Annotated in this window: 16 protein-coding genes; 1 reads left to right on the top strand and 15 read right to left on the bottom strand. The window is 50.8% G+C overall.

Features of this window, described 5'->3' with window-relative positions; all coding sequences use genetic code 11:
* Positions 1-121 precede the first annotated feature (121 nt).
* From rnhB to rpsB, 15 genes are all read right to left on the bottom strand, one after another.
* Positions 122-748: a ribonuclease HII gene (gene rnhB, locus L2725_RS04190; RefSeq protein WP_249247773.1), complete on the bottom strand. Its 627-nt coding sequence runs from the start codon at positions 746-748 to the stop codon at positions 122-124.
* A gap of 18 nt (positions 749-766) precedes the next feature.
* Positions 767-1,915, bottom strand: coding sequence for a lipid-A-disaccharide synthase (gene lpxB, locus L2725_RS04185; RefSeq protein ID WP_249247772.1), 1,149 nt, complete (start codon positions 1,913-1,915; stop codon positions 767-769).
* Between the two features lies 1 nt (position 1,916).
* On the bottom strand, positions 1,917-2,687 hold the full coding sequence (gene lpxA, locus L2725_RS04180; protein ID WP_115135141.1) for an acyl-ACP--UDP-N-acetylglucosamine O-acyltransferase: 771 nt from the start codon (positions 2,685-2,687) through the stop codon (positions 1,917-1,919).
* Positions 2,684-3,145 (bottom strand): 3-hydroxyacyl-ACP dehydratase FabZ, encoded by a 462-nt coding sequence (gene fabZ, locus L2725_RS04175; RefSeq protein WP_115135143.1) that lies wholly within the window; start codon positions 3,143-3,145, stop codon positions 2,684-2,686. The genes lpxA and fabZ overlap by 4 nt, the downstream gene beginning before the upstream one ends.
* Positions 3,146-3,175: 30 nt before the next feature.
* Positions 3,176-4,201 (bottom strand): UDP-3-O-(3-hydroxymyristoyl)glucosamine N-acyltransferase, encoded by a 1,026-nt coding sequence (gene lpxD / locus L2725_RS04170; protein ID WP_249247771.1) that lies wholly within the window; start codon positions 4,199-4,201, stop codon positions 3,176-3,178.
* Between the two features lie 4 nt (positions 4,202-4,205).
* Positions 4,206-4,712: an OmpH/Skp family outer membrane protein gene (locus L2725_RS04165; protein WP_240316969.1), complete on the bottom strand. Its 507-nt coding sequence runs from the start codon at positions 4,710-4,712 to the stop codon at positions 4,206-4,208.
* A gap of 55 nt (positions 4,713-4,767) precedes the next feature.
* Positions 4,768-7,245 (bottom strand): outer membrane protein assembly factor BamA, encoded by a 2,478-nt coding sequence (gene bamA, locus L2725_RS04160; RefSeq protein ID WP_248934565.1) that lies wholly within the window; start codon positions 7,243-7,245, stop codon positions 4,768-4,770.
* A 31-nt stretch (positions 7,246-7,276) separates the two neighbouring features.
* Positions 7,277-8,647, bottom strand: coding sequence for a sigma E protease regulator RseP (gene rseP / locus L2725_RS04155; RefSeq protein ID WP_249247770.1), 1,371 nt, complete (start codon positions 8,645-8,647; stop codon positions 7,277-7,279).
* A 14-nt stretch (positions 8,648-8,661) separates the two neighbouring features.
* A complete protein-coding gene (gene ispC / locus L2725_RS04150) occupies positions 8,662-9,852 on the bottom strand; it encodes a 1-deoxy-D-xylulose-5-phosphate reductoisomerase (RefSeq protein ID WP_249247769.1) in 1,191 nt (396 codons plus the stop codon).
* A 5-nt stretch (positions 9,853-9,857) separates the two neighbouring features.
* A complete protein-coding gene (locus tag L2725_RS04145; protein ID WP_248934562.1) occupies positions 9,858-10,718 on the bottom strand; it encodes a phosphatidate cytidylyltransferase in 861 nt (286 codons plus the stop codon).
* Positions 10,719-10,740: 22 nt separating this feature from the next.
* Complete coding sequence (gene uppS, locus L2725_RS04140; protein WP_248934561.1) at positions 10,741-11,568, bottom strand: polyprenyl diphosphate synthase; 828 nt, start codon at positions 11,566-11,568, stop codon at positions 10,741-10,743.
* 83 nt (positions 11,569-11,651) lie between these two features.
* A complete protein-coding gene (frr, locus tag L2725_RS04135) occupies positions 11,652-12,173 on the bottom strand; it encodes a ribosome recycling factor (RefSeq protein WP_283106357.1) in 522 nt (173 codons plus the stop codon).
* Positions 12,174-12,247: 74 nt separating this feature from the next.
* A complete protein-coding gene (pyrH, locus tag L2725_RS04130; RefSeq protein WP_115135162.1) occupies positions 12,248-12,976 on the bottom strand; it encodes a UMP kinase in 729 nt (242 codons plus the stop codon).
* Positions 12,977-13,170: 194 nt separating this feature from the next.
* The gene (gene tsf, locus L2725_RS04125; protein ID WP_249247767.1) at positions 13,171-14,043 is read right to left on the bottom strand and encodes a translation elongation factor Ts; all 873 of its coding nucleotides are present in this window, start codon (positions 14,041-14,043) and stop codon (positions 13,171-13,173) included.
* A gap of 134 nt (positions 14,044-14,177) precedes the next feature.
* Positions 14,178-14,906: a 30S ribosomal protein S2 gene (gene rpsB / locus L2725_RS04120; protein WP_115135167.1), complete on the bottom strand. Its 729-nt coding sequence runs from the start codon at positions 14,904-14,906 to the stop codon at positions 14,178-14,180.
* Between the two features lie 320 nt (positions 14,907-15,226).
* Between rpsB and map the strand changes: the two genes are divergently transcribed.
* Positions 15,227-16,024 carry a type I methionyl aminopeptidase gene (gene map, locus L2725_RS04115; RefSeq protein ID WP_248934557.1) on the top strand — a complete coding sequence of 266 codons (798 nt, stop codon included), beginning with the start codon at positions 15,227-15,229 and terminating at the stop codon, positions 16,022-16,024.
* The last annotated feature ends 33 nt before the right edge of the window (positions 16,025-16,057 follow it).

Below are 16,057 nucleotides of genomic sequence, written 5' to 3'. Positions count from 1 at the left end.
CGGCATGGTCCCAAAGCGGAAAACCTACCCTGCCGAATAGATAATTACATCGGAGTCAGTGTTTGACGGGAAACAAAAAAGGTGACCCTGAGGGCACCTTTACTTTCATCAGCTAAAGTTTTCAAACTCCGCCGTTCTGCTCTAGCCACTCCCGCACCGGGCGGAAGCTGCGCCTGTGCTCAGGCAATACGCCATGTTCGGCCAGCGCTTCAAAATGCGCCTTGGTCGGATAGCCCTTGTGCTTGGCCAGACCATATTGAGGGTATTTGGCATCCAGCGCTTCCATCTCTTTATCACGCACTACTTTGGCGATAATGGATGCAGCACTGATAGCAGCGACAAGACCGTCACCCTTCACCACTGCGTCAGCAGGAAGGCCAAAATCAGGCGTACGATTGCCGTCCACCAATACCTTTTCCGGCCTGATAGACAAACCGGCCACTGCACGCTGCATAGCCGTCATGGTAGCGTGCAGAATATTCAGCTCATCAATTTCCGCCGGGCTGCAACGCCCTACGCTAACGGCCAGCGCCTTCTCCATAATCTCGCCATAAAGCGCATCACGCTTCTTCTCGCTCAGCTTTTTGGAGTCATTGAGACCAGCGATGGGATTAGCCGGGTCAAGAATTACCGCAGCAGTCACCACATCACCAATCAGTGGACCACGGCCCACTTCGTCAACACCTGCGACCAGACCAGATGAGAGTATTGCAGCCTGCTCAGGTGTCAGATTTTTTAATACAGCCATAGATAAACCAGATCCAAATCAGGATTCAATCAAAGCCATCACAGCATCGGCGGCACGCTCACTGGCATTGCAGCGGATCTGTTGATGAAGCTCGGTAAAGGAATCGAGCAATTCTCTGTTGTCGCTGTTGAGCATATTGCCAACAGAGGCGGCGATTTTTTCAGGCGTACAGTCAGCCTGAATAAGCTCTGGAACCAGATCACGGCCGGCCAACAAGTTTGGCAGAGAATACCTGTTTATTTGCATCAGACGCTTGGCAATCCGGTAAGTCATAGGCGCCACCCGGTAGGCCACTACCATAGGACGCTTCACCAGCATGGCTTCCAATGTAGCAGTACCTGAAGCCAGCAAAATAGCATCACAGGCTGTCATCACCTCACGGGATTGGCCTTCCACCAGATGGATTTCCAGATCCGGCGCATGGGCTTTAAGGGCTTCAAGGAACTGCTGCCTGCGGGATTCGTTCACCAAAGGGGTGATAAAGCGGACATCGGGAAACTCCTGCTTGAGAAGGCTCGCCGCCTTCACAAAAGGCTCCGCCAGCATCTTCAGCTCGCCGCCACGGGAACCGGGTAGAATCGCAAGGTACTCAGCCTGAGGATCCAGCCCCAGCTGCTCGCGGGCTTCTGCCTTGTCGCTCTCCATAGGGATATCATCCGCCAGAGTATGGCCAACAAAGGTACAGGGCACCTGATATTTATCGTAAAACGCTTTTTCAAAGGGCAACAAAGACAACACCATATTGGTGGCTTTTTCGATTTTGAAAATACGCTTTGGACGCCAGGCCCAGACTGATGGGCTGACATAGTGAACTGTCTTGATACCGGCCTGCTTCAGCTTAAGCTCAACACCCAGGTTGAAGTCGGGCGCATCGATACCGATAAAGCAGTCGGGTTGGATATCCAGAATTTGTTTAACCAGGCCTTTGCGGACGCTCAGCAGACGAGGTAACCGGGACAGGACTTCAACAATCCCCATCACAGCCAACTCTTCCATGGCGTAAAAAGATTCGAACCCAAGGGCTTCCATACGAGAGCCGCCAATACCTACAAACCTGGCGTCTGGGTGTCTTTGCTTAAGTGCTTTGACTAAACCTGCACCTAAAATATCGCCGGAGACTTCTCCGGCGACCATAGCAAAAACAAGCGGTTTAGCTTTGCTTGTCATATCAGCGAATAATACCCCGGTTGGAACTGGTGCAGAATTCGATAAAGTCCGCCACTTCAGGGAATTGCTCAGCATCTTCCTTCATGGCTTCTACCGCTTCTGCCACTGTCAGGCTGGAACGGTACATGGTTTTATAAGCGCGGCGCATCGCTTGCTGGGTTTCCTTGGAGAAACCACGACGCTTCATACCTTCAAAGTTCAGGCCCCGTGGCGTTGCCGCCTGACCGGATGCCATCACGAACGGAGGTACATCCTGCAATACCAAAGACGCACCGGCAGTAAAGGCATGAGCGCCAATATGCACGAACTGGTGAACCCCTGTCATACCGCCAAGAATTGCGAAGTCATCCACATGGCAATGACCTGCGATAGATGCGTTGTTGGCCATAATCACGTTGTTGCCCACCACGCAGTCGTGAGCAATGTGAACATAAGCCATAAACAGGTTATTGGAACCGATACGGGTTTCGCTGTTGTCCTGAATGGTACCGCGGTGAATAGTCACTGATTCACGGATGATATTGTTATCACCGATAATCAGACGAGTAGGCTCACCGGCGTACTTCTTGTCCTGACACTCTTCACCCACTGACGCGAATTGGAAAATCCGGTTGCCCTTACCGATAACGGTAGGCCCTTTGACCACCACATGAGAGCTCAACCAGCAGTCGTCACCTATCTCAACGCCTTCGCCTATGTAGCACCAGGGGCCGATGGTGACGTTATTGCCAATTTTCGCATCTGGATGTACAAACGCTAATTTATCAATCACTTGCCAATCTCTCTGCGAGCACACATGATTTCAGCCGAGCAAACCAGCTCGCCATCAACTCTGGCTTCACCCTGGAACACGCCAATCCCGCGACGTTCCTTGATCATTTTCACATTAAAGTGCAGCTGATCACCTGGCTCGACAACACGCTTGAAGCGAGCATTGTCGATACCGGCAAAATAGTACAGCACATCAGGAGACGGTTTGTTGCTCATGGTTTTGAACGCCAGCAAGCCGGTGGCCTGAGCCATAGCTTCCAGAATCAATACGCCCGGCATCACAGGCTGCACCGGAAAGTGTCCCTGGAAGAAAGGTTCATTGATGGTAACGTTCTTAATGGCGTGCAGGGTTTCACCCGGGGTGAAATCCAGTACGCGGTCGATCAACAGGAATGGATATCTGTGTGGCAAATACTCAAGTATTTCCTTGATGTCCATTGTGTTCATTTCATTAGACACGAGCTCGTTTCCTCTAACAGTGCAGGACTGTCAATCTTCAGTTTTCATTGTTTTTTCAATCTTCTTCACCCGCTGGAACAACTCATCCAGCTGGCGGAAGCGCACTGTATTCTTACGCCAGGTACGATTGTCCATGGCTACAGTCGCAGAAGAGAGCAGACCCGGCTCTTTTACATTGTTGGTGATGTTGGTACTGCCACTGATGTGGACCCCATCACAAATGCTCAAGTGGCCGGAGATGGCGCAATTACCACCGATAATACAGTGCTTGCCGATAGTGACGCTGCCGGCCACCACGGTACAACCTGCTATACAGGTGTTGGCACCGATTATATCGTTGTGAGCAATCTGAACCTGATTGTCCAGAATCACACCATCGTGAATTTCTGTATGGGCCAGCGCACCTCGGTCGATTGTGGCACCTGCGCCAATCTCAACACGGTCACCAATTCGTACGCCACCTGTCTGTGGAATTTTGACCCACTGACCACGTTCGTTGGCATACCCAAAGCCATCAGAGCCAATCACAGTGCCTGAGTGAACAAGACAGTCTTGTCCCATATGCACATCGTGATAAACGGTGACATTGGCCCACAAACGGGTACCGCTGCCGATAATAGTGTCCTGACCAATCACGGTACCTGCACCAATCTGGACGTTCTCACCCAGAATCACATTGGCACCGATAACCACATTAGCCGCAATAGCAACGCCCTCGCCCAACTGAGCGGATGGGTCAATATGTGCAGAAGGATGAATACCGTCAGCTTCACGTGGGGTGGTATCCAGCAATTGAGCTACCCGGGCGAAGCCCACATAAGGGTCTCTCAACACCAGGGCATTGCCTTGATAAGATTCTGCATCCTTTTCAGACAACAACACCGCACTGGCCTGAGTTTGTTCAAGCTGGTTGCGGTATTTACTGTTGGCTAAAAAAGTCAGCTGGCCACGTTGGGCCAGCTCCAGGGTGGAAACACTGAAAATTTCAATGTTTTCATCACCCTTTACCTGGGCGCTCAAAAGCTCGCCCAGTTGTTTCAAGGTCACACTTTTCATTCAATTAGTTGCCTTTGCTTAAGGCCTCAACTACCTGATTGCTGATGTCTGCGTCTGGCTTGACATAGATTACAGCGCCACGCTGCAGAACGATGTCGTACTTGCCTTTTTCAGCAACAGAGGTGATCACTTTCTGTACCTGACCCAGCAGTTTGTTCTGCTCTTCACCCTGACGGCGGCGCAGGTCTTCATCCAGAGCTTTTCCTTTCAACTGAAGATCAGCCTGCATGGACTCCATTTTACGCAGGGCTTCAGTTTTTTGGGTTTCGCTCATCAATGCAGCGTCACGCTGGTTTTTCTCAGCCATGGAGCGCAGGTCTTCCTGCAGTTTTTTAACTGCAGCCATACGATCGCCAAATTCGCTTTCCAGTTGCTTACCAATCTGCTCACGCTGGGGCAGCTGCTCAAATACTGCAGCCATATCAACTACCGCAATCTTCTCTGCGTGGGCCATCATTGGTGCACCCAGCATTACCAGAGTCATCAGTGCGCGGTTTACCGTCTTTTTCAAAATAAGCTCCTTTATCCTTGCTTTTGGCATTGGAAACGTGCCGAGTGTATTTGTTTTAGAATGTTTTGCCAATATTGAAGGAGAAGATCTCAGTGTCATCATCCTCGTACTCCTTGATAGGCCATGCCAGGCTGAACACCATCGGGCCCATAGGAGACAGCCATTGTACACTCATACCCCAGGAGGCACGGATACGGGCCGGGTCACTGAAATCCTGCAGTTTGGCAAACTCATCTGCAGGCAGTGAACGATAAGAGTCATAGTCAAATTCGGTATCCCACACGTTACCGGCATCAACGAAGAAGCTGGTACGAACCGAATTGCTATAGGCTTCATCCAGGAACGGCGTAGGAACAATCAGCTCCATACTGGCAACCGCCATGGCGTTACCACCAATACTGCGTCCCTGACTTACCTCAATGCGATTTGGATCGCCTGGCAGACTACAGCCACCACCACTTGGATCCGGCGGACATGGCTCATTATCACGGATCACGTAGAAGGAGCGAGGACCAACTGTGTTGGACTTAAAGCCACGCAGTGAGGTGCCACCCAGGTAGTAGTTTTCCCAGAACGGCAGGATCTGGTCATTACCGTTAAACTCACCATAACCGTTGCCGTAGCCGGCTTTGGCACGGGTCAACAGCACGAAGCTGTGACTACGGGTCAGCGGGAAGTAGAAGCTGGTATCAAACTCAGTCTTAAAGTACTGCAAATCTGAACCAGGTACTGTCATCTTACCGGACAGACGCTGTGACGAACCATCGGTTGGGAAGGTTCCACGGTTCAGGGTGGAGCGATACCAACCCAGACTCAGCTCGAAGTTATCGAAGCTCAGCTCACTGTTGGGGTCGTCACTCTCGCGGTAAATATCGTAGAAACGCAGTGCCTGTTCATAGGCTGAGATTTCAGAAATTGTGTTGTGACGATAGCCAATACCCGCGTTGATACGGTTGTATTCGTTAATTGGGAAACCTGTGTTCAGCGCCACACCATAGGACTTGTTCTTATAGCGCTCAAGGTTGGCCTCGTTGGCGTCGAACTCGTTCCAGTAGATGCTGCCGCCCAGGCTTACACCATCTTTGGTGAAGTATGGGTCGGTGTAAGACAGGTTAACGTTCTTGGAGTACTTGTTGGTAGACAGGTTGATACCCGCCTGATTACCTGTCCCCAGGAAGTTGCTCTGCTGTACACCAAACTGCAGGCTCAGACCGGATTCGGTACCATAACCCACACCCGCGTTAAAGGAGCCGGATGGCTGCTCTTTCACGGTGAAGTTGACATCCACCAAATCGTCACTGCCCGGCACCTGCACAGTTTCGGTATCGACAGTCTCAAAGAAGCCCAAACGGTTCAGACGCGCCTTGGAGGTTTCCACCAGGGCTGAGTTCAGCCAGGAACCTTCCATCTGACGCATTTCACGGCGCAGTACTTCATCTTTGGTGACTTCGTTACCGGTCACGTTGATGTTACGGACATATACCCGTTTACCCGGCTTAATATTGATATTCAGAGTAACCTCTTTGGTCTCATCATCAATTTCAGGGTAAGTCTTTACTTCCGGGTAGGCGTAGCCAAAACGGCCCAGGTACTTGGAGTACATCTCTTCGGTAAAGGTAACGTCACCGCCGTCATAGGTGGTACCAGCTTCAATAGGCAAAATCGCCTTCATCAGCTCTTCACGTCCCATCAGGTCACCGGTCAGATTAACCTCTTTCACCTTGTACTGGTCGCCCTCATCCACGTTAACTGTGATGTAAAGGCCCTTGCGATCCGGCGTCATGGCAACCTGAGTAGAGGTCACATTGAAGCGGATATAACCATCGTTCTGGTATGCGTTTTTGATGGTTTCAAGGTCAGCCTGTAGCTTCTGCTTCTGATAGCGGCGCTCACCAAACAGATCCCACCAGGCCACATAGTCTTTAAGCTCAATCATGCCGCGTAGTTCAGCGTCGCTGAATACGGTATTGCCGACAAAGTTGATCTGCTTGATTTCCGCCGCCAGACCTTCAGTAAAGTTGAACTTCAACTCAACCCGGTTACGTGGCAGATTAATCACCTGAGCTTCCACCTTGGCGCCATATTTACCCACGCCGTAGTAGAAATCCTGCAAACCTTTCTCGATACCGGAGATCATGGTGCGGTCCAGGGCTTCGCCTATCTTCACACCACTGCCGTCGAGACTTTCCTGCAGCTGCTCGTCTTTAATATCTTTATTGCCTTCAAAGGTGATAGTGCTGATTGTCGGACGCTCTTTCACTTCAACAATCAGTACACCGCCATCCCGGGAGACTTTGACGTCTTCAAAGTTGGTTGAGGCGTACAGGCTCTTGATGGCCTGCTGCAATTTTGTTTGGTCAACCGTGTCACCGACCTTGATAGGCAGACTCAGCAGGGCGGCACCCAGGGCAACCCGTTGCAATCCATCCACCTGAATATCAGTGACTGTAAATGGCTCAAAACCCGCGTGGGCATTCCCTGATACAGTCGCGCCGACCAATAACATCGAGGCAAAAAGTTTATTCAATCTCATAGAGCACTTCTAATTATTTGTCTGTCCTTGCTCAGAGTCGGGCAAAGTCGTTGAACAGCGCAACGCTCATCAACATCAGCAGCAGCGCTGCCCCAAATCTGAATCCAATTTCCTGAATTTTTTCAGGCACGGGTTTACCTGTTACCACTTCCACCAGGTAATACATCAAGTGGCCACCATCCAATACAGGCAACGGCAGCAGGTTGACAATGCCAAGGTTGACACTAATCAACGCGAGAAAGCCCAGAAAATAAACCAGACCGAATTCTGCACTGTTTCCGGCCCCCTGCGCAATGGAGATAGGGCCGCTCAGGTTTTTCACCGACACATCGCCGGTCAGGAGCTTACCAAACATGCGAACGCTGACATCCATCAGCTTCCAGGTTTTGTCCAGTGCAGCACCAAAGGCGTCTACTATGCCATACTGCATCTGCAGACGCATGTTTTCCGGCCAATTTTCCGCAGTTGGGGCGATCCCCATAACGCCAACAGTCTTTCCATCTGCGCCTTCAGCCGCTTCCGGTGTTACTGTCAGCTGCAGTTGTTCGCCGTCCCGACGAACTGTGATATTCATCGCTTTGTCGGCACTGCCACGAATCGACTTGGCAAACGCATTCCAACCGGGGTAAGGCTTGCCGTCCACGGCCACTATCAGATCGCCTTTCTCCATACCGGCCTTGGCCGCGGCGCTGCCGTCACTCACAACAGCGATAACAGGAGTGATAGCGGGACGATAGGCGTTCAGACCGAGACTGGTTGAAGGCAGTTGTTTGTCCGGGTCAAATTTCCAGTCGCGGGTGTCCAGTGTAAAGCTGCGGCTGTTGCCAGCATCCTGCACTCTGTCCAGCGGGGCCAGCGTCAGCTCAATGGATGGAGAGCCAATTTCTGCCATTAACGCCAGGTTGACCTCTTCCCAGTTTCTGACCTTCTGACCATCAACCGCCAGAATCTCTTCCGGCTTGTCATTCAATTGCACCACAGCAGCAGGCGTATCAGCTTTAACGCTGTCGATAACAGGCTTAATAGAAGGGACGCCAATCAGGTACATGATGTACAGCGCGAAGATGGCAAAAATGAAGTTAGCGACAGGGCCGGCAGCAACAATGGCGATGCGCTGCCAAACAGACTTGCGGTTGAATGCCTGGTCTTTCAGATGTTCCGGAACATCCTCTACCCTTTCATCCAACATTTTGACGTAGCCGCCAAGGGGGATCATGGCGACCACATACTCGGTGCCATCCTTACCGACTTTACGCCATATAGCCTTGCCAAAGCCGATAGAGAAGCGCTCGACTTTAACTCCGCATTTTCTGGCCACCCAAAAGTGGCCGTACTCATGGGCGGTAATCAAGATCCCGAGCGCGACAATAAATGAGCCTAAATTCCAAACAAAATCGAACATTCAAATCCTGTCTATCAAGTCAGCTGACGAATAAACTCCCTGGCCTTGGCGCGGGCCTCGGTATCCAGGGCCAAAATATCTTCAATGCTGGTCAGCGTTTGAGTTTGCAATGCAGACAAGCCATGGGCATTGACTTTAGCGATATCGGTAAAACCGATACCGCCGGCCAGAAATGCCGCCACAGCGATTTCGTTGGCCGCGTTGAGCACTGTGGTCGCTTCCTGCCCCTGATGGCAGGCTTCAATAGCCAGCTCAAGGCAAGGGTAACGACGGTAGTCCGGCTCACAAAAGCTTAATTGTCCGACTTTGAAAAAGTCCAAAGGTTCCACACCTGACTGAATTCTCTCGGGATAGGACATACAATGAGCAATTGGAGTACGCATGTCAGGGTTGCCCAGCTGGGCCAGCACACTGCCATCACGATACTGCACCATGGAGTGGATAACGCTCTGTGGGTGAATAACCACTTTCAGCTGTTCCTGCTTGGTATTGAACAGCCAGCGCGCCTCGATAAACTCCAGGCCCTTGTTCATCATGGACGCCGAGTCTACAGAGATCTTTGGCCCCATCGACCAATTTGGATGCTTACAGGCCTGAGCCGGTGTCATCAACTTAAGTTGCTCGATAGGAGTATTCAGGAAAGGACCACCTGAGCCGGTGAGCAGAATATAGGAGATACCGTCTGCGCCCAGATCACAATAGCCGAGGTTTTGCTGAATCGATTCAGGCAGACACTGGAAAATCGCGTTGTGCTCGCTGTCTACCGGCAGGATCTGCGCGCCGGATGCTTTTGCGGCATCCATAAACAGCTGGCCGGACATCACCAGTGACTCTTTGTTTGCCAGCAAAATGCGTTTGCCAGCCTTCACTGCAGCCAATGTCGGTACCAGTCCAGCAGCACCAACAATAGCCGCCATAACGGTATCTACGTCACCAGCAGTAACCAGCTCAAGCAGCGCCTGTTCACCTGTGGTCACCTCGATACCCAGTTCCGGGCTCAAGGCTTCATTCAGCGCTTTGGCGGCGGCCTCATCCACCATGTGCACAAACTGAGGTTTATGTTGGTGGCAGAGGGATAACATTTTATCGACGTTGGAGTGAGCCACCAATGCATAGGCGCGGTAGGCATCCGGGTTTTGGGAAATCACACCGAGTGTGCTGGCGCCGATAGAGCCAGTCGCACCCAAAATCACCATATTTTGCATATCAATTACATCCAGAATGCAACATAAATCAGGGTAAATACGGGCAGTGCTGCCGTCAGACTGTCAATACGGTCCAGCACGCCTCCATGTCCGGGCAAAATATTACCTGAGTCTTTAATATTTGCACTGCGCTTGAACATACTTTCAGACAGGTCGCCCAGCGCCGAGGCAACGGCGGTAATCAGAGTCACGGCAATCACCAGAGGTAACTCCTGCTCAGGAGACAGATACATCACCAGTGCCACCACCACCATAGTGGTCAACAGGCCACCCAGCAGGCCTTCAAGGGTCTTGGCAGGACTAACATTGGGCATCAGCTTGCGTTTACCCATGCTGCGGCCAAAGAAGTAGGCACCTGTGTCTGCAGCCCACACCACCAAGAACACCAGAAATACCAGGAAGCCGCCGTAATAGGGATGAGCCATACTGCTCAAACTCTTGAGGGCAATAAGCGCAGCAAAGCAGGGAGCCAGTGTCAGCTGGCCAAACATAGACTTGAGCATGGGGCTTTTTTGCCAGAACTGGCTGCTGTTGGGGAACCCCACCACCAAAAAGGCAGAAACTATCCACCAGATAGCACCCAGACCTATAATCCCCTGATAAACAGGGTTGAGCCCCATACCACCTGCCCAGACAGCCTCAGCCGGCACCAGGAAGTTAAGGGCTATCAGCAAAATCCCCATGGTGAAGGTGAAGCTCCACTGGGTCACAGTGCACTCAGGCTCTATAAATTTGCCCCACTCTTTCGCGGCAATTAAGAAGATCGGTACCAATGCCCAGGCAAAATAGTCAGCCGGCAGATAGAAGACACCGCCCAGCACAAAAGGGATCAACAAGATTGCTGTTATTATTCGTTGCTTTAGCAAAAGACTTCCTCGCGAGTGGATTTTAAAGAGTGCGCAGCGCGTCAATCTGGGAACCGGTCAGGCCAAAACGGCGCTGACGGCTGGCAAACACGGCAACGGCTTGATGAAACGCCTGTTCATCAAAGTCCGGCCACAGGATGTCGGTAAACACCAACTCTGCATAAGCAGCCTGCCAAAGAATAAAATTGCTGATGCGATAATCGCCACCTGTGCGGATCATCAGATCCACTTCTCCCTGATCCTGCATACACAGATGCTGGTTCAGAGCTTCTTCCGTGAAGGCTTCTGCCTTCATTTCGCCCGATTCGACCTTATCGGCCAGTTTGCGGGCGGCCTGCATAATATCCCAGCGCCCGCCGTAATTGGCAGCCACATTAAGAATTAGCTTGTCATTATTTGCCGTCTGAGCTTCGGCGGTGCGGATCTGCTTTTGCAGACGCTCAGAGAAACGACTGGTGTCACCGATAATGTTAAGTCGAACCCCATTTTTGTCCAACAGCTTGATTTCACGCTGCAGTACAGTGAAAAAGAGTTCCATCAGGAGGGTGACTTCTGTGTCGGGACGACGCCAGTTTTCAGATGAGAAGGCAAACAGTGTAAGGGACTTTACGCCCAGATTGCGGGCAGTACTCACGGCGCGACGAACGGCTTTTACACCGGCTCTGTGGCCTAATACTCTGGCCTTACCCTTGGCCTGTGCCCAGCGACCGTTGCCATCCATAATAATCGCGACATGATTGGGAACAGACTGCTGCAGTAACTCCGGTAATGCCAACGGCAACTCGTTTGCAGATGCGCAGGACTCCCCCGGGGAAGTCAAACCGGAATCAAGTTCCATCTTGGATGACATGTACAACAACCCTTAAAAATAAACAAACGCCGTGTAGTATACCGCTACACGGCGCTTCAACTCTAGTTACTTGAGCTTGGGAATTAAACTTCCATCAACTCTGCTTCTTTAGCAGCCAGAATTTCGTCGATTTGTTTGATGTGTGCATCAGTCAGCTTCTGCACTTCATCTTCACTGCGACGTACATCGTCTTCGGTACACTCTTTCGCTTTTTCCAGACCTTTCACGTCAGAGTTGGCATCACGACGAACGTTACGAACTGCGATACGACCGTTTTCAGCTTCAGCGCGAACCACTTTAACCAGGTCACGACGACGCTCTTCAGTCAGTGGAGGCAGAGGAATACGGATAGTGGCACCTGCAGACATCGGGTTAAGGCCCAGATCAGAGCTCATGATAGCCTTCTCTACTGCCTGGATCATGCTGCGGTCAAACACGTTTACTGCCAGAGTACGGGAGTCTTCTACTACAACGTTACCCACCTGGTTCAGGGGAGTCATGGTGCCATAGTAAGAAACATGGATTGAGTTCAGCAAGCTTGGGTGAGCGCGACCGGTACGTACCTTGCTCATCTGGCCTTTCATTGCTTCAACACATTTGCCCATGCGCTCTTTAGCGTCTTTTTGGATATCTTCAATCACGTTAAATGTCCTTTTTTAGGTCATTACCCCATACGGGTTTAGATAGCTTTAATCAGTGTGCCTTCCTGTTCGCCCATAATGGCACGGCGCAGTGCGCCTGGCTTGTTCATATTGAAAACCAGGATAGGCATATCATGATCACGCGCCATAGTAAATGCAGCGAGATCCATGACTTTTAATTCTTTTTCCAGTACTTCGTTGTAGCCCAGCACATCATATTTGACGGCTTCAGGGTCTTTCATCGGGTCAGCGGAGTATACACCGTCAACCTTAGTACCTTTAAGTACCACTTCTGACTCAATCTCAATACCACGCAGACAGGCGGCAGAGTCAGTAGTACAGAATGGGTTACCGGTACCGGCAGCAAAAATTACCACACGACCGGATTTCAGCAGGCTGATGGCTTCAGCCCAGTTGTAACGGTCACACACACCGTTAAGAGGAATAGCAGACATCAGGCGAGCATTCACATATGCACGGTGCAGCGCATCACGCATGGCCAGACCATTCATCACGGTGGCCAACATACCCATGTGGTCACCCACTACGCGATTCATACCAGCTTTGGCCAAACCCTCACCACGGAACAGGTTACCACCACCGATAACCACGCCTACCTGAATACCCAGTTCAACCAACTCTTTGACTTCCTGAGCCATACGGTCGAGTACTTTCGGATCAATACCGAAGCCTTCCTCGCCCATCAGAGCTTCACCACTTAACTTCAAAAGAATGCGTCGAAATGCAGGTTTAGGATTGGTGCTCATATTTTTCTAGTCCTGGTATCAAACCAACTCTGTTTACTATTCATGTGTTGTTGCCGGATTGCCGGCCTTTGATGCCCTGGCATCAAAGTCAATTTCGCAAGTATACCGCGACTTACGCCAAGCTGATATTGGGGTAGCTCAGGTATAACAAGACCGCAGCAAAGCCGCGGTCTTGATAACTTACGAGAAGGCGATTATTCGCCTTTAGCAGCAGCGGCAGCAGCGGCAGCGGCTTCTTGCTGAGCCTTCACTTCATCAGCGAAGTTCTCAACTTTCTTCTCGATACCTTCACCCACTTCCAGGCGGATGAAGTTAGAAACAGTGGCGCCTTTTTCTTTCAGGAATTCGCCAACAGTCTTCTTAGGCTCCATGATGTAAGCCTGACCGGTCAGAGATACTTCACCGGTGAACTTCTTCATACGGCCTTCAACCATCTTCTCAGCGATTTCTTTTGGCTTGCCTTCGTTCATGGCGATTTCAACCTGAACTTCACGCTCTTTGGCAACAACTTCAGCTGGAACGTCGTCTGGAGTTACGAACTCTGGCTTAGAAGCAGCTACGTGCATAGCCAGGTGCTTCAGAGTCTCTTCGTCAGCTTCACCAGTTACAACTACACCGATACGGTCGCCGTGACGGTAAGTAGCCAGGTTAGAACCGTCGATGTACTCAACGCGACGAACGTTGATGTTTTCACCGATCTTGGCAACCAGAGCAACACGAGCTTCTTCGAACTGAGCTTTCAGGTCATCGATGGTTACTTTAGAAGCAGCAGCTACAGCCAGAACTTCGTTAGCAAAAGCCAGGAAGTTAGAGTCTTTAGCTACGAAGTCAGTCTGACAGTTAACTTCGATCAGAGCAGCGAAACCTTCGCCTTCCTTGATCAGGATGGTACCTTCAGCAGCGATGTTACCCGCTTTCTTAGCAGCTTTAGCAGCACCGCTCTTACGCATGTTTTCGATCGCCAGCTCGATGTCACCGTTGGTTTCGGTCAGAGCTTTTTTACAATCCATCATGCCAGCGCCAGTACGATCGCGCAGTTCTTTAACCAGGGCAGCAGTAATTGCCATTGTTAAGTCCTCTATAAATTAGGTTCGAAATAAATTCGATGATCTGTGTAGATATAAAACAGGGGCCCAAAGAGGCCCCTGTTAACCAATCAAATAGCTTGGTTAATAAGGGAGATGCAGTGCATCACGCCTTATTATTCGGCCTCTACGAAACCGTCTTGCTCAGCTTGAACAGCCAGATCCTGACCACGGCCAGAGTTAGCAGCGGCAGCAGCAGAAGAGGTGTACAGCTTGATAGCACGCATAGCGTCATCGTTGCCAGGGATGATGTAGTTAACACCATCTGGAGCAGAGTTGGTATCAACTACTGCTACAACTGGGATACCCAGGTTGTTGGCTTCTTTGATAGCGATGTGTTCGTGGTCAGCACCGATTACGAACAGAACGTCAGGCAGGCCGCCCATGTTCTTGATACCGCCCAGAGACTTTTCCAGCTTTTCCAGCTCGCGAGTACGCATCAGAGCTTCTTTCTTGGTCAGCTTGTCAAAAGTGCCATCTACAGACTGAGTTTCCAGTTCTTTCAGACGCTTGATTGACTGACGAACGGTTTTCCAGTTGGTCAGCATACCGCCCAACCAACGGTTGTCTACATAGTACTGGTCACAAGAGATAGCGGATTCTTTGATCGCTTCGCTTGCTGCACGCTTGGTACCAACGAACAGGATTTTACCCTTCTTGGAAGCTACGTTGCTGATGAACGCCAGAGCTTCGTTGAACATTGGAACAGTGTGCTCCAGGTTGATGATGTGTACACCGTTGCGAGCACCGAAGATGAATGGCTTCATCTTTGGGTTCCAGTAACGGGTTTGGTGACCGAAGTGTACACCGGCCTGCAGCATGTCGCGCATAGAAACTGTAGTCATTTTAAATCTACCTTACATTTAAAGTGGGGTTAAACCTCCACGCATCCCATGCCTTCGACCCGAGTTTCCAGGGGCACCCCGAAGTATGTGTCGATACGTGTGTGATTTAGTATTTACGTTAATTGCCATGTATAATGGCCGCCACATTTTACGTGACCTGACCGGCAAGGCCAATCGGTTTTCACCGACACGCCACTCAAAACCGGAAATTCAGAGTCAAACATGACGGCGCGCTTTATACCATAATCCCGTTGTGAGCACAATTTTTTTACCGGACGGCAGTACGCCAAATTGTTCCGCCAATCCTTAGAGAAAGCCCAATGAGTATAGTCATCAAGACAGCAGAAGAAATCGAAAAAATGCGCGCAGCCGGTAAGCTGGCTGCAGAAGTACTGGCAATGATCGCCCCCCATGTTAAGGCGGGTATCACCACCAACGAACTGGACGCAATTTGCGCCAAGTACACCGAAGAGCAAGGCGCTATTTCAGCGCCTCTGAACTACCACGGTTTTCCCAAGTCCATCTGTACTTCGGTCAACGATGTTATCTGCCACGGTATTCCCGGTGACTACGCCCTGAAAGATGGCGACATTCTGAATATCGACATTACCGTTATCAAAGACGGCTACCATGGTGATACCTCAAAAATGTTTCTGATTGGTGACGTTTCGCCTAAAGATCGTCGCCTGTGCCGTATCGCTCAGGAAAGCCTGTATGTGGCTATCCGTAAAGTGCGTCCGGGAATGAAACTGGGTGAAATCGGTACCACCATCGAGAAGTTCATCAAGAACAGCAAAAGCGGTCTGGACAAGTACAGCATTGTTAAGGACTACTGTGGTCACGGCATTGGTGCGACTTTCCATGAAGAGCCTCAGGTAGTTCACTACAAGAACAACGACAACGCAGTACTGCGTCCGGGCATGTGTTTCACCATCGAGCCGATGATCAATGCCGGAAATTTTAAAACCAAGCTGGACAAAGATGATGGCTGGACAGTGACCACGACTGACGGTAAAAACTCAGCTCAGTGGGAACACACTTTGCTGGTGACAGAAACCGGTGTGGAAGTGCTGACTCTGCGTGACGAGGAAGACTTCCCACGCTTTATCAATCACTAACAACCGCAATACAGCAAAGCATAATAAGAAGGC

This window comes from Shewanella corallii, from assembly GCF_023349125.1.
GTDB classification, from domain to species: Bacteria; Pseudomonadota; Gammaproteobacteria; order Enterobacterales; family Shewanellaceae; genus Shewanella; species Shewanella corallii.
The sequence above is the reverse complement of the archived record's forward strand: the minus strand, read 5'-3'. Positions and strand labels throughout refer to the sequence as shown.